This is a genomic window from Candidatus Pseudomonas phytovorans (assembly GCA_029202525.1).
Lineage (GTDB): Bacteria > Pseudomonadota > Gammaproteobacteria > Pseudomonadales > Pseudomonadaceae > Aquipseudomonas > Aquipseudomonas phytovorans.
The window spans coordinates 2,286,343-2,308,443 of record CP119325.1 but is presented as its reverse complement, the minus strand read 5'-3'; the positions used below and the strand labels follow the sequence as shown (position 1 = coordinate 2,308,443).

Annotated in this window: 15 protein-coding genes and 1 pseudogene; 9 read left to right on the top strand and 7 right to left on the bottom strand. The window is 61.5% G+C overall.

All coding sequences use genetic code 11. The features are described from left to right. Positions 1-18: 18 nt before the first annotated feature. Entirely contained in the window at positions 19-1,338 is a 1,320-nt protein-coding gene (locus P0Y58_10345) for an NCS2 family permease (GenBank protein WEK33307.1), read from the top strand. Positions 1,339-1,853: 515 nt separating this feature from the next. Here P0Y58_10345 and P0Y58_10340 read toward each other — a convergent pair. Continuing rightward, a pseudogene (locus P0Y58_10340) lies at positions 1,854-2,093 on the bottom strand (RHS repeat-associated core domain-containing protein). Between the two features lie 192 nt (positions 2,094-2,285). Next, positions 2,286-2,639 carry a hydroxyisourate hydrolase gene (gene uraH / locus P0Y58_10335; GenBank protein WEK32564.1) on the bottom strand — a complete coding sequence of 118 codons (354 nt, stop codon included), beginning with the start codon at positions 2,637-2,639 and terminating at the stop codon, positions 2,286-2,288. Positions 2,640-3,036: 397 nt separating this feature from the next. Between uraH and puuE the strand changes: the two genes are divergently transcribed. From puuE to P0Y58_10295, 8 genes are all read left to right on the top strand, one after another. Continuing rightward, on the top strand, positions 3,037-3,963 hold the full coding sequence (puuE, locus tag P0Y58_10330; protein ID WEK32563.1) for an allantoinase PuuE: 927 nt from the start codon (positions 3,037-3,039) through the stop codon (positions 3,961-3,963). Beyond that, positions 3,963-4,478 (top strand): 2-oxo-4-hydroxy-4-carboxy-5-ureidoimidazoline decarboxylase, encoded by a 516-nt coding sequence (uraD, locus tag P0Y58_10325; protein ID WEK32562.1) that lies wholly within the window; start codon positions 3,963-3,965, stop codon positions 4,476-4,478. Before puuE ends, uraD begins: the two co-directional genes overlap by 1 nt. Before the next feature lie 49 nt (positions 4,479-4,527). Beyond that, positions 4,528-5,031, top strand: coding sequence for an ureidoglycolate lyase (locus P0Y58_10320; protein WEK32561.1), 504 nt, complete (start codon positions 4,528-4,530; stop codon positions 5,029-5,031). A 56-nt stretch (positions 5,032-5,087) separates the two neighbouring features. After that, positions 5,088-6,398: a urate hydroxylase PuuD gene (locus P0Y58_10315; protein WEK32560.1), complete on the top strand. Its 1,311-nt coding sequence runs from the start codon at positions 5,088-5,090 to the stop codon at positions 6,396-6,398. A 184-nt stretch (positions 6,399-6,582) separates the two neighbouring features. Next, positions 6,583-7,938 carry a nucleobase:cation symporter-2 family protein gene (locus P0Y58_10310; protein ID WEK32559.1) on the top strand — a complete coding sequence of 452 codons (1,356 nt, stop codon included), beginning with the start codon at positions 6,583-6,585 and terminating at the stop codon, positions 7,936-7,938. Positions 7,939-8,078: 140 nt separating this feature from the next. Beyond that, positions 8,079-8,864: an outer membrane protein OmpK gene (locus tag P0Y58_10305; protein ID WEK32558.1), complete on the top strand. Its 786-nt coding sequence runs from the start codon at positions 8,079-8,081 to the stop codon at positions 8,862-8,864. Positions 8,865-9,217: 353 nt separating this feature from the next. Then, positions 9,218-10,000, top strand: a complete 783-nt coding sequence (locus tag P0Y58_10300; GenBank protein WEK32557.1) for an outer membrane protein OmpK — start codon at positions 9,218-9,220, stop codon at positions 9,998-10,000. Positions 10,001-10,247: 247 nt separating this feature from the next. Continuing rightward, positions 10,248-12,191 (top strand): LTA synthase family protein, encoded by a 1,944-nt coding sequence (locus P0Y58_10295; protein WEK32556.1) that lies wholly within the window; start codon positions 10,248-10,250, stop codon positions 12,189-12,191. Positions 12,192-12,340: 149 nt separating this feature from the next. Here the strand turns inward: P0Y58_10295 and P0Y58_10290 are convergent, their stop codons facing one another. From P0Y58_10290 to P0Y58_10270, 5 genes are read right to left on the bottom strand one after another with little or no spacing between them, the layout of a single operon-like run. Further along, positions 12,341-13,255, bottom strand: a complete 915-nt coding sequence (locus tag P0Y58_10290; protein WEK32555.1) for a DUF808 domain-containing protein — start codon at positions 13,253-13,255, stop codon at positions 12,341-12,343. A 48-nt stretch (positions 13,256-13,303) separates the two neighbouring features. Beyond that, positions 13,304-14,710 (bottom strand): efflux transporter outer membrane subunit, encoded by a 1,407-nt coding sequence (locus tag P0Y58_10285; GenBank protein ID WEK32554.1) that lies wholly within the window; start codon positions 14,708-14,710, stop codon positions 13,304-13,306. Beyond that, the gene (locus P0Y58_10280) at positions 14,710-17,787 is read right to left on the bottom strand and encodes an efflux RND transporter permease subunit (GenBank protein ID WEK32553.1); all 3,078 of its coding nucleotides are present in this window, start codon (positions 17,785-17,787) and stop codon (positions 14,710-14,712) included. The genes P0Y58_10285 and P0Y58_10280 overlap by 1 nt, the downstream gene beginning before the upstream one ends. Then, positions 17,784-20,855 (bottom strand): efflux RND transporter permease subunit, encoded by a 3,072-nt coding sequence (locus P0Y58_10275; protein WEK32552.1) that lies wholly within the window; start codon positions 20,853-20,855, stop codon positions 17,784-17,786. The genes P0Y58_10280 and P0Y58_10275 overlap by 4 nt, the downstream gene beginning before the upstream one ends. Positions 20,856-20,865: 10 nt before the next feature. Continuing rightward, on the bottom strand, positions 20,866-21,993 hold the full coding sequence (locus P0Y58_10270) for an efflux RND transporter periplasmic adaptor subunit (protein ID WEK32551.1): 1,128 nt from the start codon (positions 21,991-21,993) through the stop codon (positions 20,866-20,868). Between the last annotated feature and the right edge of the window lie 108 nt (positions 21,994-22,101).

Sequence of the window (22,101 nt, the reverse complement as noted above, 5' to 3'; positions counted from 1 at the left end):
AAATCCGAAGCCCCTACGCTGGATCTCGCCCCACCGCTCGAAACGAGCTGGCTGGAGCGGATTTTCAAACTCAAGCAACACGGCAGCACCGTCAAAACCGAAATGATCGCCGGGGTGACCACCTTCATCACCATGGCCTACATCATCTTCGTCAACCCCAACATCATGGCCGACGCCGGCATCGACCATGGTGCCGCCTTTGTCGCCACCTGCATTGCCGCCGCGCTGGGCTGCCTGCTGATGGGCCTTTACGCCAACTGGCCGGTGGGCCTGGCACCGGGCATGGGGCTTAACGCGTTCTTCACCTACACCGTGGTCGGCACCATGGGCTACAACTGGGAAACGGCGCTGGGGGCGGTGTTCGTCTCGGGCGTGCTGTTCATGTTCCTGACCTTGTCGAAAGTGCGCGAATGGTTGCTCAACAGCATCCCGGTCAGCCTGCGCCATGCCATGGGGGCCGGCGTCGGATTGTTTCTCGGGCTGATCGGCCTGAAGACGGCAGGCATCATCGTCGACAGCCCCGCCACCCTGATCAAGCTGGGCTCGCTGCATGAGCCGGGGCCACTGCTGGCGGCGGTGTGCTTCCTGCTGATCGCCATCCTCAGCTACAAGCGGGTATTTGGCGCGATCCTGATCAGCATCATCGGTGTCACCCTCGCAGGTTGGGGTCTGGGCCTGGTCAAGTTTGGCGGGGTGATGTCGATGCCGCCAAGCCTGGCACCGACCTGGATGGCCATGGATGTGGCCGGGGTATTCAACGTCAGCATGATCAGCGTGGTGCTGGCGTTTTTGTTCGTGCACATGTTCGACACCGCCGGCACGTTAATGGGCGTGGCGCAGCGGGCCAACCTGGTGGGGCCGGATGGACGCATCGAAAACTTGTCGCGGGCATTGAAGGCTGACAGTGCTTCGAGCGTGTTCGGCGCCGTAGTCGGCGTGCCGCCTGTGACCAGCTATGTAGAAAGTGCTGCGGGTGTTGCTGCAGGTGGCCGTACCGGCCTGACAGCGGTGGTGGTCGGCCTGCTGTTCGTCGCAGCGATGTTCTTCGCCCCGCTGGCCGGGATGATTCCTGCCTACGCGACTGCCGGCGCGCTGATCTATGTGGCGATGCTAATGATGGGCAGCATGGCGCACATCCATTGGGACGAAGCCACCGACAGCATTCCGGCGATTGTCACGGTCATCATGATGCCGCTGACGTTCTCGGTGGCTGATGGTATTGCCCTGGGCTTCATCAGCTATGTGGCATTGAAGGCGGGCACCGGCAAATACAAGGAAATCTCCGCCAGCCTGTGGGTGCTGTGCGCGATCTTTATTGCCAAGTTCGTGTTCCTCTGACCGTGACCGCACCGACAAAAGGCGCCTCAGCGCCTTTTGTCTTTTCAGGCCGCAGTCGGTGGCTTTTTCTTCGGGTTATATGGCGTCCGACGAAGTGTCACGTCCACAACGTCTGGTGGAGTTTCTTGTCGCACCATGACTGCCTCAAAGGCTGGTTGCCTGATCACCACCCCACCAAAGTCATCCTTTTTATATCCCACATTGGGAACCAAGCTAACATCTTCTCTCTGAAGTACGACAAAGACTTCGCCCTGTCCGGCGGCTTTGTCAGCGTACTTCTTGGCATGGTCGTAGGTGGTCGCGAAATAAAAACCAGGCCCTTGAGCCTTCCTGTGCACAGACCCGTCAGGCGTTGAAAACGATGGTGACAAACCCCTCTCCAACGAGCTTCGATGTGAAGCTTCCGTTCCATGCCACCCAAGCCTCTTGGTATATAGCTTTTCGCTAACAACTGGGGCTATGGACTTCGGTGCTCTGGCTTTTGTCAGGTTACCAATAAGCCCTGCCAATATTTTGTCTATTACATGACCGCTTGGATCACGGAAATTCACTGGATCGCCCTGGCAGTAAGCGTATGCATTCATGCCACCTTGAGCGAAGGGGCTTAAGCTGTCTGGACCATTAAACCGCATCACAGAGGGATTGTAGGCTCGATAGCCATTCCCCAAATGATAAAATCCAGTGAGCGGCTCCAGCGGCTCACCATTGAAGCCGACAACACTTTGCATGGACAGATGAAAACCGTAGGGTGAATAAGTATTCTTTGTGCCCATCGGATCGATCCTCAAGTGCAACGTGGCATTTGATAATCTCTGACGCACTACTAAACGTCTACTGACAAAAATGTCAGTCGACTGGTTGAAAGCACGTGAAAAACTGCAGGCGAAAAAAAGCCCGCCAGTGTGAGAGCGGGCCAAAGGACCTACGAAGATTCTTCTAGCGACCAACTAGCTTCCACGATAGGTCGAATAGCTGTACGGCGAGATCAGCAGCGGCACGTGATAGTGCTCCTGCTGCTCGTCGATGCCAAAGCGCAGCACTACAACATCCAGAAACGCCTGGGCCGGCAGTTGCACGCCACGAGCGCGGTAGTAGTCGCCGGCGCTGAACTGCAGCTGGTAAACGCCACTGCGGTAGTCGTCACCCTGCAGCAGCGGCGCATCGACGCGGCCATCGCTGTTGGTGAGGGCAGTGTTCACCAGCTCCAGCTGCTGGCCTTCGACACGGTACAGCTCGACCTTGATCGAGCTGCCCGGGCAGCCATGCGCGGCATCCAGTACGTGTGTGGTCAAACGTCCCATTGCGTGTCGCCTCTTGTTCAATCTGTGGGCAAAAAATACTCAGCCATCGCACCCACACAGGGCCTGCGATAGGCGGGAATGAGGTCATTAAGACATTCCATCGAGAAATTGTACACAATTTTTTGAACCCATCAGTCGCACGCGCCGTTTCTTGCCCATAAACGACCCATCGGTCGCAAATACAGGCGCCGTAACGAGGCAAACGTCATTAGCTGACCAATCAGGCAGGTTTCTTGCACTGTGTTTCCAGGTCGCTGCGAAGCGACAAAAGGGAAGAAATGCGGAAAAACAGGCTTACAAAAGATTTCAGAAGTTGTATACAATCAGCCCATCCGGTGGTGCGACATACCGACGCGGCCCGCCCACCCCCGCACAACGTACAAGAAGGAAGACTGCAGTGAGCGCTGACTACCCTCGCGACCTGATCGGTTACGGCAACAACCCTCCTCACCCGCAATGGCCGGGCAATGCTCGCATCGCGCTGTCTTTCGTCCTGAATTACGAAGAAGGTGGCGAACGCAACATCCTGCACGGTGACAAAGAGTCCGAAGCCTTCCTGTCCGAGATGGTCGCTGCCCAGCCGCTGCAGGGCCAGCGCAACATGAGCATGGAGTCGCTGTACGAGTATGGCAGCCGCGCCGGTGTGTGGCGCCTGCTGAAGCTGTTCAAGGACAGCGGCGTACCACTGACCGTGTTCGCCGTGGCCATGGCCGCCCAGCGCCACCCCGACGTGATCCGCGCCATGGCCGCAGCCGGCCACGAGATCTGCAGCCACGGCTACCGCTGGATCGACTACCAGAACATGGACGAGGCGCAAGAGCGCGAGCATATGCTCGAAGCCATCCGCATCCTCACCGAGCTCACCGGCGAACGCCCAGTGGGCTGGTACACCGGCCGCACCGGCCCGAACACTCGCCGCCTGGTGATGGAAGAAGGTGGGTTCCTGTATGACAGCGACACCTACGACGACGACCTGCCCTACTGGGAACCGAACAACACCACCGACAAGCCGCACCTGGTGATCCCCTACACCCTGGACACCAACGACATGCGCTTCACCCAGGTACAGGGTTTCAACTGCGGTGAGCAGTTCTTCCAGTACCTGAAAGACGCTTTCGACGTGCTTTACGAAGAAGGCGCCGAGGCGCCGAAGATGCTCTCCATCGGGCTGCACTGCCGCCTGGTCGGCCGCCCGGCGCGCCTGGCCGCACTGAAGCGCTTCGTCGACTACGCCAAAAGCCATGACCAGGTCTGGTTCGCCCGTCGTGCGGACATCGCCCGCCACTGGCACGCCACCCACCCGTACAAGAAAGAGAACGCCTGATGACCGCCTTCAACACCCTCAAGCCCTCCGCCCTGGACCGTGACGCCTTCGTCAAAGCCTTCGCCGACATCTATGAGCACTCGCCATGGGTCGCCGAAAAAGCCTATGACCTGGGTCAGCTGGGCGAACTGGACGAGATCGAGGCGCTGCACCAGCGCATGAGCGACATCCTGCTCAGCGCCAACCACGCCGACCAGCTGGCGCTGATCAATGCTCACCCGGATTTGGCAGGCAAGGCCGCCGTACAAGGCGAACTGACCGAATCGAGCACCAACGAGCAGGCCGGCGCCGGTATCCACCAGTGCACCGCCGAAGAGTTCGCCCGCTTCACCGAGCTGAACGACGCCTACAAGGCCAAGTTCCAGTTCCCGTTCATCATGGCGGTGAAGGGCAGCAACCGGCACCAGATCCTCGCCGCCTTTGAAAAACGCATCCACAACGATGCCGATGCCGAATTCAAGGAAGCCCTGGCGCAGATCAACCTGATCGCCCTGTTCCGCCTGCTGCAGTTGTAAGCGACAGCCGAACCTTTTTCAGTACAACGAACATATAAGAGAGACCCGCATGCGCACCCTGATGATCGAGCCCCTGACCAAAGAAGCCTTCGCCCAGTTCGGAGACGTGATCGAAACCGACGGCAGCGACCACTTCATGATCAACAACGGCTCGACCATGCGCTTCCACAAGCTCGCCACGGTCGAAACCGCCGAGCCTGAAGACAAGGCGATCATCAGCATTTTCCGCGCCGACGCGCTGGACATGCCGCTGACCGTACGCATGCTGGAACGCCATCCGCTGGGCAGCCAGGCTTTCATTCCGCTGCTCGGCAACCCCTTTCTGATCGTGGTCGCGCCGGTTGGCGATGCACCTGTATCAGGCTTGGTCCGCGCCTTCCGCAGTAACGGCAGGCAGGGCATCAATTACCATCGCGGCGTTTGGCACCACCCGGTGCTCACGATCGAAAAGCGGGATGACTTCCTGGTGGTTGATCGCAGTGGTTCTGGCAACAACTGCGATGAGCATTACTTCACCGAGGAACAGATGTTGATCCTCAATCCCCACCAATAAGAGAAGGTCGATCATCCGGGTTTCGACCTGAACGGTGATCGGCAGAGGTACATACTGTGGAAGCACACCTTCACGAATGGCTGAACCTGAGCATTCGCTGGGTTCACATGATCACCGGTGTCGCCTGGATCGGTGCATCGTTCTACTTCGTCTGGCTGGAGAACCACCTGAACCGAAGCAACCCGCGCGATGGGTTGTCGGGTGATCTCTGGGCGATTCACGGCGGTGGTATCTACCACCTGGAGAAATACAAACTCGCACCCCCGAAAATGCCCGAGAACCTGCACTGGTTCAAATGGGAAGCCTACTTCACCTGGATGTCCGGTATCGCCCTGCTGTGCGTGGTGTTCTACTGGAACCCGGCCCTGTACCTGCTGGCCCCTGGCAGCACCCTGAGCGGTGCCGAAGGCGTGGCTATCGGTATCGGCTCGCTGATTGCCGGCTGGTTCATCTACGACTTCCTGTGCGACTCGCCCCTGGGCAAGAAGCCAGCGTTGCTCGGCGGTGTGCTGTTCGTGCTGATCATTGCCGCCTGCTGGGGCTTTGCCCAGGTGTTCAGCGGCCGTGGTGCGTACCTGCACACCGGCGCGATCATCGGCACCATCATGGTCGGCAACGTGTTCCGCATCATCATGCCGGCCCAGCGCCAGCTGGTGGCAGCCATCGAGAGCAACACCACCCCTGACCCGCGCCTGCCGGCCAAGGGCTTGCTGCGCTCGCGCCACAACAACTACTTCACCCTGCCGGTGCTGTTCATCATGATCAGCAACCATTTCCCGAGCACCTACGGTAGCCAGTACAACTGGCTGATCCTGGCCGGTATCGCAGTAGCCGCGGTTCTGATCCGCCACTACTTCAACACCCGCCACGACAGCAACAAGTACGCATGGACCCTGCCCGTCGGCGCTCTGGCGATGATCTGCCTGGCCTACGTCACCGGCCCGAAACCGATGGCAGTCAGCCCTGAGCAGGCCGCAGCCAAGGTCGAGTACCAGCCGCTGCCGGCTACCGCTGTAGGTGGCAAGACCGCTGCGGAGCTGCGTGCCGAAGAGGCTGCCAAGCCTGCTGAAGCGCCTGCTGCTCCGGCAACCGCTCAGGTCGGCGGCGAGGCTTTTGACAAGATCCACAATGTCATCCAGGAACGCTGCACCGTGTGCCACTCGTCGAAACCGACCAGCCCACTGTTCAGCGCCGCCCCTGCCGGCGTGATGTTCGACACTCCGCAGCAGATCCAGGCCCAGGCCGCGCGCATTCAGGCGCAAGCGGTTGCCAGCCAGATCATGCCGCTGGGCAACATCACCCAGATGACCACCGAAGAGCGCAAGCTCGTCGGCGACTGGATCGCCAAAGGCGCCCAGGTCAACTGATAGCACCTCGCTAGCCAACCCGCTCCCAGGGGGATCACCTCCCCTGTAGGAGCGGGCTTGCCCGCGATGAGGCCGGCGTGTCCGGCCTCCGCTTCAAGGCATCACGCAACAAGCAAGCATCGAGCGCCCGGGCCTTATACCCGGCGCTTGGATCCGAGAATAAAAACAAAACTCGAGGTGCTGCATGTCCGAGTCCCGCAAGGCGTACATCCCTGTTGCGCCGCCGCGCGAACCCTTGCCCTTGTTCCAACTGATCCTGGTTGGCCTGCAACACGTTCTGCTGATGTACGGCGGCGCCATCGCCGTGCCGCTCATCATCGGCCAGGCTGCCGGGTTGTCCCGTGAAGAAGTCGCTTTCCTGATCAACGCCGACCTGCTGGTCGCTGGCGTCGCCACCATCATCCAGTCGTTCGGTATCGGCCCGGTGGGCATCCGCATGCCGGTGATGATGGGTGCCAGTTTCGCTGCCGTCGGCAGCATGGTGGCCATGGCCGGCATGCCCGGCGTTGGCTTGCAGGGGATCTTCGGCGCGACCATCGCTGCCGGGTTCTTTGGCATGCTGATCGCGCCGTTCATGTCCAAGGTCGTGCGCTTCTTCCCGCCGCTGGTCACCGGTACGGTGATCACTTCGATTGGCCTGTCACTGTTCCCGGTGGCGGTCAACTGGGCCGGTGGTGGGGAAGCCGCGGAAAACTTCGGTGCGCCCATCTACCTGCTGGTGGCCAGCCTGGTGCTGGCCGTGATTCTGTTGATCAACCGCTTCATGCGCGGTTTCTGGGTCAACGTGTCGGTACTGGTGGGCATGGGCCTGGGCTACATCCTGGCCGGCTCAATCGGCATGGTCGACCTGACAGGCCTGAACGAGGCGCCGTGGCTGCAAGTGGTCACCCCACTGCACTTCGGCATGCCGACCTTCAGCCTGGCACCGATCCTGTCCATGTGCCTGGTGGTGGTGATCATCTTCGTCGAGTCCACCGGCATGTTCCTGGCCCTGGGCAAGGTGACTGATCGCGAAGTAACCCCAGGGATGCTGCGTCGCGGCTTGCTGTGCGATGCCGGTGCATCGTTCATTGCCGGCTTCTTCAACACCTTTACCCACTCCTCGTTCGCCCAGAACATCGGCCTGGTGCAGATGACCGGGGTGCGCTGCCGCTTTGTCACTATCGTGGCCGGTGCACTGTTGATTCTGCTCAGCCTGCTGCCCAAGGCGGCCTTCCTGATTGCCTCGATCCCGCCTGCGGTACTGGGCGGCGCGTCCATTGCCATGTTCGGCATGGTCACCGCCACCGGGATCAAGATTCTTCAGGAGGCGGACATCGGCGACCGCCGCAACCAGCTGTTGGTGGCGGTGAGCGTCGGCTTCGGGTTGATCCCCGTGGTGCGTCCGGAGTTCTTTGCCCAGATGCCGCAGTGGATGGAACCCATCACTCACAGTGGTATCGCCATGGCCACGGTCAGTGCCCTGGTGTTGAACGTACTGTTCAACATCCTCGGTGGCGCCGACCGCGCAGCGCACAACGACGTCTGTCACGAGCACTGAGCCATAAGGGGCGGCGCATTGCCGCCCCTCACCCACATCTGCAGTAACCGCTACGCCGTCGACCCGCCGGAATGGGTCGCCCGGGGCGCCTGCGCGCCAAAAAAACCGCCAACAAAAACAATAAGTCCGGGAATCACAACATGAAGCGCATCACCACGTCCCTGTTGTTGGGCAGCAGCCTGCTGACCACCCTACCCTCGCATGCAGGCGAATGGCTGCAATGGCATGGCGAAAGCCTGACGTACCTGTATGGCAAGGACTTCAAGGTCAACCCTGATATCCAGCAGACCATCACGTTCGAGCACGCCAACAAATGGAAGTACGGCGACACCTTCATGTTCGTCGACAAGATTTTCTACAACGGCAAGGCCGACCCCAGCAAAGGCGTGACCACCTATTACGGCGAGTTCAGCCCGCGGCTGTCGTTCGGCAAGATCTTCGACAAGAAGCTCGCCTTCGGCCCGATCAAGGACGTACTGCTGGCCATGACCTACGAGCGCGGCGAAGGCGACAACGCTGCCTACCTGATAGGCCCCGGCTTTGACCTGGACATCCCTGGCTTCAACTATTTCACCCTCAACTTCTACGTGCGTAACACCGAAGGCAGCCGCCCTGGTGACAACGTCTGGCAGATCACCCCCGGCTGGTCGTATACCATCCCCGTGGGCAGGTCTGACATTCTGATCGACGGTTACATGGACTGGGTCACCGACAACGACCAGACACGCCGTGGCACCTATCACGCCAACCTGCACTTCAACCCGCAGGTCAAATACGACTTGGGCAAAGCGCTGAACCTGGGCGCCAAGCAGCTGTATGTGGGCTTTGAGTACAGCTACTGGAAGGACAAATACGGCATCGACAGCCGCGGCAACCTGGACAGCAACCAGAGCGTCGCCAGTGCCTTGATCAAAGTGCACTTCTAAGAAACTGACCAAACGCACAAGTTTGAACCACCCCGCTCCAGGACGGAGCACTTGAGGCGCGGCGCGCAAGCCAGTAATCTGCGCGCCCCCTCGATCAGGGCAGAACGGATTCTGCCTGCGTTTACTGACCGCTCAGTCAATGAATACGGGCGGTTGGCCAACGTGCTGCCAGCCTGAAAGACCCTTTTCATCCGTTCAGAACGTAGTCGAGCAGGAAGGTTGTGCCAACCCGGAAAAGTTGGCTCAACCCTTGCCAAACAGCTGTGGCCTATCGAAAAAAGCTGACTCGCAAGACAGAAAAAGCGCCAACACCGAGCGCTGACAACAGATCAATCAAGGGAGCGACACTCGCAATGCGTACCATCAACAGCCTGATCCTCGCCGGCGGCCTGCTGGCCTGCGGCGCCACCCAAGCCGACGACCTGCTGCAGTGGCAGAACAACAGCTTGACCTACCTGTGGGGCAAAAACTTCAAAGTAAACCCGGCAATCCAGCAGACGGTCACCTTCGAACACGCTGACGGCTGGAAGTACGGCGACAACTTCATCTTTGTCGACAAGATTTTCTACCAAGGCCAGAAAGACGCAGGTAACGGCCCGAACACCTACTACGGCGAGATCAGCCCGCGCCTGTCGTTCAACAAGATCTTCGACCAGAAGCTGGAGTTCGGCCCGATCAAGGACGTGCTGCTGGCGATGACCTACGAGTTTGGCGAGGGTGACACCGAGTCGTACCTGATCGGCCCCGGCTTCGACCTGGCCATCCCCGGCTTCGACTACTTCCAGCTGAACTTCTACAACCGCACCACCGACGGCAGCCGCGCTGGCGACAACGTGTGGCAGATCACCCCGGTGTGGTCGTACACCATTCCGGTGGGCGATTCCGATGTGCTGATCGACGGCTTCATGGACTGGGTAGTGGACAACGACGAGAACCGCCGTGGCACCTACCAGGCCAACCTGCACTTCAACCCACAGATCAAGTATGACCTGGGCAAGGCGCTGCACCTGGGCGAGAAGCAGTTGTACGTAGGTGTGGAGTACGACTACTGGAAGAACAAGTACGGCATCAAGGATAGCGATGCCTTTACCACTGACCAGAACACCATGAGCCTTCTGGTAAAAGTGCACTTCTGATGTACTGAAACGTAACAGCGCTGTTAGATATCGGCGCTGTTACGTACAAGATCATAAGCAATAACCTACACACTTTCTGGCGTTTTTCCACTGGCATGTCGGTTATCCGGCAAGCCTGCTGCCAAGCCTCTGCAGCCTGAGCCTGCAGGTTTCATAAGTACATCGCAAAATTTTGACATTTTTTTTGCAAGCGCTGAATTAGCCTGCTTTTCTTCGCATCAATCCAAAAAGAAAACAGGCCTACTTAATGCGCACTTCCCTCGCCGCCCCCTGGCGATATCTTCTTTTAGTCTGCTCACTGTGGTTTGGCATCTTCCTGCTGACCCGCCTGATACTGCTGGCTACCCACCTGGATGAAGTCAATGGCGACTACCTGTCATTGTTTTTCAGTGGAGCGCTGTACGATCTGAGCTTCCTCGCCTACGCCGCACTGCCGCTGGGGTTGTACCTGGCCTTGTGCCCGGCCTCCTTGTGGCGCACACGCTGGCATCGCCGGCTGATGAGTGGGGTACTGGTGGTCAGCCTGTTCGTGATGTTGTTTGTCGCGGTGGCCGAGTGGCTGTTCTGGGATGAATTCGGGGTGCGCTTCAATTTCATCGCCGTCGACTACCTGGTGTATTCCAAGGAAGTGCTGGACAACATCCGCGAGTCCTACCCCCTGCCAACCCTGCTGGGCAGCATCGCCGTCGTCGCCGTGCTGCTTACCCTGGTCATGCGCAAGCCCTTGGCACAAGCGCTGGCAGCACCGGGCGCGAACCTGCGCCAGCGCCTTGGCGGCGTTGCCGTGCTGGCACTTCTGGGTGGCCTGAGCGTGCTGCTGGTCGACCAACAATTCCCCCGCGGCCAGGGCGGCAATGCCTACCAACGCGAACTGGCCAGTAACGGGCCGTACCAGTTCTTTGCCGCGTTCCGTAACAACGAACTCGATTACACCCAGTTCTACGCCAGCCTCGACGCGGCAGAAGCCGGTGCGCAGATGCACCAGGAACTGGCCGAGCCCAACGCCAGGTTCCAGGCCAGCGAGCCCGAGGATATCCGCCGCCACATCAGCGCTAGCGGTACGCCGCGCAAACCGAACATCATCCTGGTCACCATCGAAAGCTTCAGCGCCAAGTACATGGGCAGCAACGGCGACCCACGCAACCTCACGCCTAACCTGGATGCCCTGCGCCACGAGAGCCTGTATTTCAGCAACTTCTACGCCACAGGCACCCGTACCGATCGTGGCCTGGAGGCCATTACCCTGTCGATCCCGCCAACGCCGGGGCGCTCCATTGTCAAACGCATTGGCCGTGAAAGCGGCTACGCCAGCCTCGGCCAGCAACTGGCTGCAGTCGGCTATGACCCCGTGTTCGTCTATGGTGGCCGTGGCTACTTCGACAACATGAACGCCTTCTTCAGCGGCAACGGCTACCGCATCGTTGACCAAAGCAGCGTGGATGAAAGCGAAATCAGCTTCAAAAATGCGTGGGGCATGGCCGATGAAGACCTGTATCGGCAGGCCCTGAAACTGGCTGATGCCGACCATGCCAAGCAGCAGCCATTCTTGCTGCAGCTGATGACCACCTCCAACCACCGCCCTTACACCTACCCGGACGGCCGAATCGACATCCCCTCGGGTGACGGCCGTGAAGGCGCAGTGAAATACACCGACCATGCCATCGCACAGTTCCTGCGCGAAGCCAAGGGCAAGCCGTGGTTCGACAACACCCTGTTCGTCTTCGTGGCCGACCACACCGCCGGTAGCGCCGGTGTCGAAGACCTGCCGGTGAGCAATTACCAGATTCCGCTGTGGATCTACGCACCCAAGCTGATCGCACCTCGCGAAGACGCACAACTGGCCAGCCAGATCGACCTTGCACCGACGCTGCTCGGCCTGCTCAATCTCAGCTACACCTCGACCTTCTTTGGCCGCGACCTGCTGCGTGAAGAATCCCTACCGCCACGAGTACTGATCGGCAACTACCAGCACCTGGGGCTGTTCGACGGCAAGGACCTGGCAATCCTCAGCCCACGCGGCGGCATGCGGGTGCACCAGGACGCACTGGGCAACAGCCGGGAAACGCGTGCTGACAGTGACAACCCGCTGGTTCGTCGGGCGATTGCCTACTACCAGAGTGCTGCCAACGACTTCAGCAAAGGCCTGTTGGCCTGGAAACCCCATGAGCAAGGCGCGGTGGCTGAACAGTAAACCTGTGCGCCGGCACCCGGATGGCACCGGCGTTGCCGGTGTTCGCGGGCTTGCCCGCTCCCACAGGTACATCGCAAACCCAAGGAATAGCGCATTCCCTGTGGGAGCGGGCAAGCCCGCGAACCGGGGCAAAGCCCCGGCCATGCAACCTAGCTGGCCGGCCGAACCAACCGCCACAGTTTCCCGCCCAGTGCGACCACCGCCAGCACCACGGCACCGGCCACCACCCCTGCCACGCCGTTGAGCAGCGCCCCGGTCAACGCACCACCGCGCCCCTCGCTGAACGCTTCGATGGCGTGATGCAGGGGCGCGATGCCATGCACCAGAATGCCGCCACCCACCAGGAACATGGCCGCGGTACCGATCACCGACAGGCTCTTCATCATGTAGGGCGCAGCACGCAGGATGCCGTTGCCGACTACCTGAGCCAGGCGCGATGCCTTGGTGGTCATCCACAGCCCCAGGTCATCAAGTTTGACGATGCCGCCCACCAACCCGTAAACGCCAATGGTCATGACAATGGCGATACCCGACAACACGATGATCTGTTGGGTCAGCGGTGCATCGGCCACAGTACCCAAGGTGATGGCGATGATTTCTGCCGAAAGAATGAAATCGGTACGTACCGCACCCTTGATCTTGGCGTTCTCGAACGCCACCAGGTCGACATTGGCGTCAGCCACGGCTTCCTTTCGGGCCTTATGCTGCGCATCGTCCTCATCCTTGCTGTGCAAGAACTTGTGCGCCAGCTTCTCGAAGCCCTCGAAGCACAGGTAGGCACCACCGACCATCAACAACGGTGTAACCGCCCAAGGAATGAATGCACTGATCAGCAGCGCGGCCGGTACCAGGATTGCCTTGTTGACGAACGACCCCTTGGCCACCGCCCACACCACCGGGATTTCGCGCTCGGCACGCACACCGGTAACCTGCTGGGCGTTCAGCGCCAGGTCGTCACCCAGCACACCCGCGGTCTTTTTCGCCGCCACCTTGGTCATTAGCGAAACGTCATCGAGCACCGTCGCGATGTCGTCAATCAATAAAAGCAGGCTGCTCGCGGCCATGTGCAACACTTCCCTGGCAGTCAAAAGCTGCAGCATAGCGCGCAGCGCTCAGGGTGCCCAGCCACCGCCCAGGCTCTGGATCAGTGCCACGCTGGCCTGGCTCAGTTGCCCCTGGGCATCGCGCAGGCTCTGTTCGCTCTGCAACAACAGCAGCTGCTGGGTCAGCACAGCCTGGCGGCTCGCCACTCCCGCCCGCTGCTGAACCTGCTGGCTGGCAAACAACTGCTGGTTGCGTTGGTGAATCTGCTCAAACGTCTCAGCCTGGCGCTGCAAGTGGTTCAACGCAGACAGGTTGTCCTCGACATTCTGCAACGCCGCCAAAACGGTGCCACGGTAGTTGGCCACATCCTGGTCATACCCGGCGTAGGCCTGGCGCAATGCCGACTCACGCGCGCCACCGTCAAACAGCGTCGCCGACAGCGACGGGCCAAGGCTCCAGATCCGGTTGGACGCGTTGAACAGCCCGCCCAGGGCACTGCCACGGAAACCGACTTCAGCGCTGAGGTCGAGGCTGGGGAAAAACGCCGCCTCAGCCACGCCGATCCGCGCATTAGCTGCGGCTGCAGTGCGCTCGGTGGCGATCACATCGGGGCGCCTTTGCAGCAACTGTGACGGCAGGCTCAACGGCGGGTGAGGCACGACAAATGCGTAGCCTGCTGTGGGCGGCACACTGAACTGCGCCGGTGCCTGGCCGACCAGCACGGCCAAGGCGTGCTCGAACTGCTCGCGGCTACGCTGGGCAACCTGCAGGTTGACCACTACCGCACTCAACTGGTCCTGGGCCAACAGCAGCTGGTCATTGGACGCTGTGCCGTGCAGGAAGCTGGCCTGGTTCATGTCGAGCAACTGTTGGTTCAGCTGTTGCTGCTGTTGCAGCAGGCCAATGTCCAGGTCCAGCTGGCGCAGGCCAAGGTAATTGCTGGCAACGCTACTGGCGATCGACAGCCGCACACCAGCCAATTGTGCGTCGGAAACCTCTGCCAGCGCCTGGCTTGACTCGATGGTACGGCGCACCTGACCCCACAGGTCCGGCTCCCAACTCGCCCCCAAGGTGGCGCTGACAGTTTGCTGCACGCCGCTGCCGGTGCCCTTTGACAAGGTCGCGCCGCCGCCGTCGACTCCCCGGCTCATGGAAAGTCCGGCGCTGACCGTTGGCCACAACCCAGCGCGGTTGATATCCACCTGCGCCTTGGCCTGACGCCAGGCCGCTTCAGCGGCCACGATCGACTGATTGGCCCGGGCGGCCTGCTCGACCAGGCCGTTGAGCTGGCTATCACCGAACGCCAGCCACCAGCGACTGTCCAGCGCCCCTTGCGGGTTGCTCACCGCGCGCTGCCACAGCGTACCCTCCTTGAAGCCCTGCGGCAGCGCCAGCACCGGGCGTTGATAGTCTGGCCCGACCATGCAGCCCGTCAGCAACAGGCACAGCAACAAGCCGGCAACGCGCATATTCATCAGCCAAGCTCCTTGGGCTTGCCAGCCAGGCGTGTTGCCAGGCGGTCCAGCCACAGGTAGATCACCGGCGTGCTGTAGAGCGTCAGCAACTGGCTGAACAGCAGCCCGCCGATAATCGAAATCCCCAAAGGCCGTCGCAGCTCAGCGCCGTAGCCATTGCCCAGTACCAGCGGCAATGCCCCCAGAATGGCCGCCAGCGTGGTCATCAAGATCGGCCGCACCCGCACCAGGCATGCCCGACGGATGGCGGTCCGGGCATCGCTGCCTGCGGCGCGTCGATCATTCAGGGCAAAGTCGATCATCATGATTGCGTTTTTTTTGACGATGCCGATCAACAGAATCACCCCCACCAAGGCGATGATCGACAACTCGGTAGCGGTCAGCAACAGCGCCACCAGTGCCCCCACGCCCGCCGATGGCAAGGTCGAAAGGATGGTCAAGGGGTGCACAAGGTTCTCGTAGAGCATGCCCAGCACGATATATACCGACAGCAGCGCGGCGGCGATCAGCAGAGGTTCGCCGGCCAGCGATGCCTTGAACACCTGGGCCGTGCCAGCGAACTCACCGACCACACTGGCCGGCATGCGCAACTGCGCCACGGCAGTATCGACCAAAGCAGTGGCCTGGCCGATAGAAACACCGGGGGCGAGATTGAACGATGCGGTGACTGCCGGGAACGTGCCCTGGTGGTTGATGGCGATGGCCGTGCCTATCAAAGACGGGGTAGCCACCGCCATCAGCGGCACCAGTGGCTCACCGGGTTGGCGACTGGGCAGGTAGATGGCCTGGAGTGCCGCCGGGTCGGCCCAATAGGCAGGCGCCAGGCCCATGACCACGTGGTACTGGTTGGTCGCCCGGTATAGCGTGGACACCTGGCGCTGGCCAAACGCGTCATACAGGGTCTGGTCCACCGCCGCCATGCTCACCCCCAGGCGGGCAGCGGCATCACGATTGACCTGCAGGTGGCTCATCAGGCTGGCATTCTGCTGGTCGGTATTGATGTCGGTCAGTTGCGGCAAACCACGCAGTGCAGCCACCACCTTGGGCACCCATTGGTCGAGAGTGTCCTGGTCGTCGGCGGTCAGGGTGTACTGGAACTGCGCCCCGCTCTGCCGGCCGCCGACGGTGATGTCCTGGGCCGACTGCAGGTACAGGCGGGTCCCCGGCATGCCGCTCAGGGCGTGGCGAATCTGCGCAATCACCTGGTCGGCCGTCGCCTGCCGCTCACCCTTGGGCTTCAGCGCAACAAACAGCTGGGCACTGTTGATCGCCCCCGAGCCACCGCCGCCGCCACCGACGAAGCCACCCACCGTGGCAACGTTAGGGTTGTTCACCACCTGGCGGTTGATCTCGAGAAAATCTGCCTGCATCGCCGCATACGACACGCTTTGTGAAGCGAGGATCGTGCCGCTCAGGCGCCCGCTGTCCTCCTGCGGGAAAAACCCTTTGGGCACCACGGCATACAGCACCACCGCCAGTACCAGCACCACCACGCTCAACAGCCCCATCAGTGGCGCGTGATCAATCACCCAGACCAGGCTCTGGTCATACAGCTGATGAAACCGCGAATCCGGCGTCTCGGCCTGATCGACGTGATGCGGCATCCGCAGCAGCACACCGGCCAGCACCGGGGTGACGGCCAGCGACACCAGCATGGAAATCACAATCGACAGCGACAGCGTGACCGAAAATTCGCGGAACAAGCGGCCGACGATGCCGCCCATCATCAGCAGGGGGATGAACACTGCCACCAGCGACACACTGATGCTCAGCACCGTGAAGCCCACTTCCTGCGCCCCTAGCAACGCCGCCTGTTGCCGGGGCACGCCCCGCTCGATATGGCGCAGGATGTTTTCCACCACCACGATGGCATCGTCCACCACGAAGCCGGTGGCAATGGTCAATGCCATCAGTGACAGGTTGTTCAGGCTGTAGCCCAGAAAGTACATGGCACCAAACGTGCCCAGCAGCGACAACGGCACGACTGTGGCTGGCACCAGCGTGCTGCGCCAGTCGCGGAAAAAGCCAAAGGTGACCAGAGTCACCAGCAGGATCGCCGCCAGCAGGGTCAGTTCCACATCACGCAACGAGGCGCGAATCGTGGTGCTGCGATCCATCAGCACACTCAGCCGAATGGTGGCCGGGATCGCCGCTTGCAGCAATGGCAGTTGCGCCTTCACGGCGTCGACCGTATCGATCACGTTGGCTCCCGGCTGCTTGAAAAGCACAAGCAGTACCGCGGGCTTGCCATTGAAAAGGCCGAAGTTGCGCAGGTCCTCGACATCCTCGCGCACCTGGCCAAGATCGGCTATGCGCACCGGGCTGCCGGCAACCTGCTTGACCACCAAGGGCGCATAATCGCCTGGGCTGTACAACTGGTCATTGGCCGCCAGTACGTGGCTTTGCCCGGCAATTTCGACCGCACCCTTGGGCAGGTTGACGTTGGCACTGGCAAGCGTCGAGCGCACCTGCTCCAGGCTGACACCATAGTGGTTGAGGCGGTCGGGGTTAAGTTCAACACGTACCGCTGGCAGTGCCCCGCCGCCCACCGTCACGTCACCGACCCCACGGGTTTGCAGCAGACGCTGCTCAAGCAAGGTCGAAGCCACATCGTACATCTGTGCCGGGGTGGCGCTGCCCGAGGTCAGGCCGATGATCAGGATCGGGGAGTCCGCCGGGTTGACCTTGCGGTAGGTCGGGTTGCCGACAAGGTCACTGGGCAGGTTGCTGCGCGCCGCGTTGATCGCCGCCTCTACATCGCGGGCAGCGCCGTCGATGTTGCGGTCCAGGTCGAACTGCAAGTTGATGCGGGTCGCGCCCAGGGTGCTGGCCGAGGTCATTTGGGTCACCCCTGCAATCTGCCCGAACTGGCGCTCCAGCGGTGTGGCCACCGAAGTAGCCACTGTGTAGGGGTCGGCGCCAGGCAGCGAAGCACGCACGCTGATGGTCGGGAAGTCCACCTCTGGCAGCGGGGCCACCGGAAGCAGGGTAAAAGCCAGGCTACCGAACATGGCCAGCCCCAAGGCCAGCAATGCCGTGGCTACCGGGCGCCGGATGAACGGTGCGCTGAGGTTCATGGCCTGGCACCCAGCAGGCCCTTGTGCCCACCGACGCGCTGGGCCAGGCCGCTCATCGCCAGGTAGATGACTGGCGTGGTGAACAGCGTCAGCAATTGACTCAGCAGCAGCCCGCCGATAATCGCAATGCCAAGCGGGTGACGCAGCTCGGAACCCACCCCGGTACCAAGCGCCAGCGGCACGGCGCCGAACAGCGAGGCCAGGCTGGTCATCAGGATCGGCCGCAGACGCAGCTGTGCAGCCCGACGAATCGCCTGCAACGGGTCGGCGCCCTCATGGCGCTGCAGCTCCAGAGCGAAATCGACCATCATGATGCCGTTCTTCATCACAATACCGATCAGCAGCACGATGCCGATCAGGCCGATGATGTCGAATTGCAAGCCGGTGGCCCACAACGCCAGCAGCGCTCCCAGCGCGGCCGAAAGCAACGTCGAGAGGATGGTTACCGGGTGCACGAAGCTTTCATAGAGGATACCCAGCATCAGGTAAACCACGACGATCGCCGCAGCCACAAGGAACGCCTGGTTGCCCAACGAGTCGGCAAAGGTTGCCGCAGCCCCTTCCAGCGATACCTGGACCGAGGCTGGCAGATCCAGTTGCGCCTCTATTGCCTTGAGCCGGTTCACCGCCGCACCCAACGTGTGCCCCGGTGCCAGGTTGAAGGCGATGTCCGCATAAGGGAATTGCCCCAGGCGGTTCAACGTCAGCGGCACCCGCTGCAGCTGCTGGCTGGCCATACTCGACAAGGGCACCACACCACCCGCCGGCAGGCTGACATACAGGCCAGTGAGCAAGTCGGCCAGGTTACGCGGCGGGCGGTCGCTGGCCATGACCACGTGGTACTGATTGAGCTGGGTATACAAGGTCGAAACCTGGCGCTGGCCAAAGGCATCGTAAAGGGCATCATCGATAGCCTGCGGCGTGACGCCCAGACGCGAGGCTGTAGCCCGGTCGAAATTCAGCTGTATCTGGTTTCCGAACTGCAGCGCCTGGCTTTGTACATCGCTGAACATCGGCTCTGCGCGCAGCGCCGCCAGCAACTTGCCGGCCCAGCGCTCCAGCGTTGCCATGTCGGCCGCTTGCAGCCCCAGGCGGTAGCTGGTGGTCGACACCGTGGCGTCCAGAGTAAGGTCCTGCACCCCGTGCAAGTACAGGCGAATGCCAGCATCATCGGCGTTGGCATCGGCCAACCGGCGAATCACCACGGCAGTGCTGTCGCGCTGTTCGTGTGGCTTGAGGTTGATCAGCAAGCCACCCTGGTTGAGCGTCGGGTTGTTCTGGTCGATACCCACGAACGACGACAGGCTCTGCACCGCCGGGTCGCGCAGGATACGTGCTACCAACCGCTGCTGTTGCGCCTGCATGCTGCTGAACGAAACCGTTGGCGCGGCCTGGGAAATGCCCTGGATCAGCCCAGTGTCCTGTTCAGGGAAGAAGCCCTTGGGCATCGCCATCAGAGTCAACAAGGTCAAGGCACCAGTCAGCAGTATCGACAGCAGGGTCAGCCCTCGGTGCGCCAGCACCCAGTCCAGGCTCCGCAAGTAACGGCCCTCGATCCGCGTGAACAGGTCACTGGCAGGCGCCTGCTGGTGGCCGCGCAACATGCGTGCGCACAACATGGGCGTCAGGGTCAGGGTGATCAATGCCGAGAGGACAATCGCCACCGCCACGGTCATGGCAAACTCGCGGAACAGGCGGCCCACCACATCACCCATGAAGAGCAGCGGAATCATCACGGCGATCAACGCGATCGACAGCGAGACGATGGTAAAGCCGATCTGCGCCGCCCCCTTGAGCGCAGCTTGCAACGGTGTATCGCCGGCCTCCAGGTAGCGAGTGATGTTCTCGACCATGACGATGGCGTCGTCGACCACGAAGCCGATCGAAATGGTCAGAGCCATCAACGTCAGGTTGTTCAGGGAAAAGCCCAGGGTGTAGATCACCGCCAGGGTACCGACCAGCGTCAGCGGCACGGTCAGCGCCGGAATCAGGGTGGCCGACAGACTGCGCAGGAACAGCAGGATCACCAGCACCACCAGTACCAGCGACACTGCAAGCTCGAACTGCACATCGCTGACTGATGCGCGAATGGTCTGGGTGCGGTCGGTCAGCACGGCCACTTTCAGCGTACCGGGCAGGCCGGCACGCAAGCTCGGCAGTAAGTGCTGCACGCGGTCCACCACCTCGATCACGTTGGCCCCGGGCTGGCGCTGGATATTCAGCAAGATGGCAGGTGTGGCGTTGGTCCAGGCGGCCTGTCGCGGGTTCTCCGGGCCGAGGATCGAGCTAGCCACCTGCGACAGGCGAATGGCCGCACCGTTGCGATAGGCAATGACCAGGTCGCGGTAGTCTTCCGGCTTCTGCAACTGGTCATTGGCACCGATCGAATAGGCCTGGAAGCGCCCGTCGATATTGCCCTTGGCCTGGTTGACATTGGCACTGCCAAGGGCCGTGCGCAGGTCTTCCAGCGACAGGCCGAGGCTGTTCAGTGCCGAGGTATTGGCCTCGACCCGCACCGCCGGGCGCTGCCCACCACTGATGGTGACCAGGCCGACCCCGGTGATCTGGGAAATCTTCTGCGCCAGACGGGTATCAGCCAGGTCCTGGACCTTGGTCAATGGCAGTACGTCGGAGGTCAGCGACAGAGTGAGCACCGGTGCATCGGCCGGGTTGACCTTGCTGTAGACCGGTGGGTATGGCAGGTTGGCCGGCAGAAAGGTACCCGCGGCATTGATCGCCGCCTGTACTTCTTGCTCGGCAACATCCATCGATAACGCCAGGTCGAACTGCAAGGTCACCACTGATACGCCATCGGAGCTGGTCGAGCCCATCGAGCGCAGGCCCGGCATTTCGCCCAACTGGCGCTCCAGTGGCGCGCTGATCGACGAACTGACCACTTCAGGACTGGCCCCGGGGTACTGGGTGAACACCTGGATGGTAGGGTAATCCACCTGCGGAAGGGCCGACACTGGCAGCAGGCGATAGCCAAGGATGCCCAAAAGCAACACTGCAAACATCAGCAGGCAGGTGGCCACCGGCCGCTCGATGAACGGGCGGGAAATGTTCACCAGGCACGCCTCATTGCGCCACGACCCTGACCGGTGAGCCGTCGTCGAGCTTGTCGGCCCCTTCCGTCACCACCTGTTCGCCCTGGCGCACGCCGTCGTCGAGAATGACGGTAACGTCACCGCGGCTGGGCCCGCTGCGCACATGGCGCAGCTGCACCTTGGCGCCCTGTACGATGAACAGGTAGTCGCCCTGGCTGCCATGCTGGATCGCCCGTGTAGGCACCACAGGAACCTGGGGCAGCGTATCGGCTTGCAGCCGCACATTGACAAACTGGCTGGGGAACAAGGCATTGCCGGCTTCGTCGAAGCGCGCCTTGACCTTGACTGTGCCGGTACTGACATCCACCTGGTTGTCCAGCGCCAGCAGCGTGCCCGTAGCCAACAGGCTGCGCTTGTCGCGGTCATAGGCCAGTACGCTGACCGGCCCCTTGAGCTGCGCCTGGTGGATCCTGCCCAGTTCATCCTCCGGCACGGCAAACACCACCATCGCCGGATTCAACTGGGTAATCACCGCAATCGGCGTAGTACTGGTGGTGCTGACATAGTTGCCCGGGTCGACCTGGCGCAAACCGACCACGCCGTCTACCGGCGAGGTAATGGTACAGTAGCTCAGTTGTACTTCCAGGTTCTGCACCGCCCCCAGGTCGGCGGCCACCGTACCAACCTGTTGCTGCACGCCAGAGGACTGGGTGTCGAGGGTCTGCTGGCTGACCGAACCGGCCTTGATCAGCTCCCGAAAGCGCGCAAGGTCGCGGCGGGTGTTGTCCAGCACTGCCTGATCGTGGGCCAGTACCCCGCGCGCCTGGGCCAGTTGTGCCTTCAGCGCACGGTCGTCGATGCGGGCGATGACCTGGCCCTGGCGCACCGCCTGGCCTTCGCTGAACTCCACCGTAGCAAGAATACCGTTGACCTGGGTGGTCACGCTGACACTGCGCGACGGCGTGACCGTGCCCAGAGCATCGATGTACACCGGCACATCCCGCAAGGCCACGGCCACCGCAGCCACCGGTTCGCCCACCGTCGCCGGGCGCGGCGCATGCGCTGGGGGCAGTAGCAGCCACCAGGCCAACAGGCCCAGCCCCAGCAACCCTGCCAAACCGATCAGAAGTCCGTGCCGAACCTTTGCGCCGTTGCCCACAACAGTGCTTCCATGAAGGCCAACCCGTAGAAACTGTAGCAGTGCCAACAGGCTAAAATGGGCAATCCGCGATTCGTTCAGGCAAGCGACAGCCTGTCATTCAGTGCT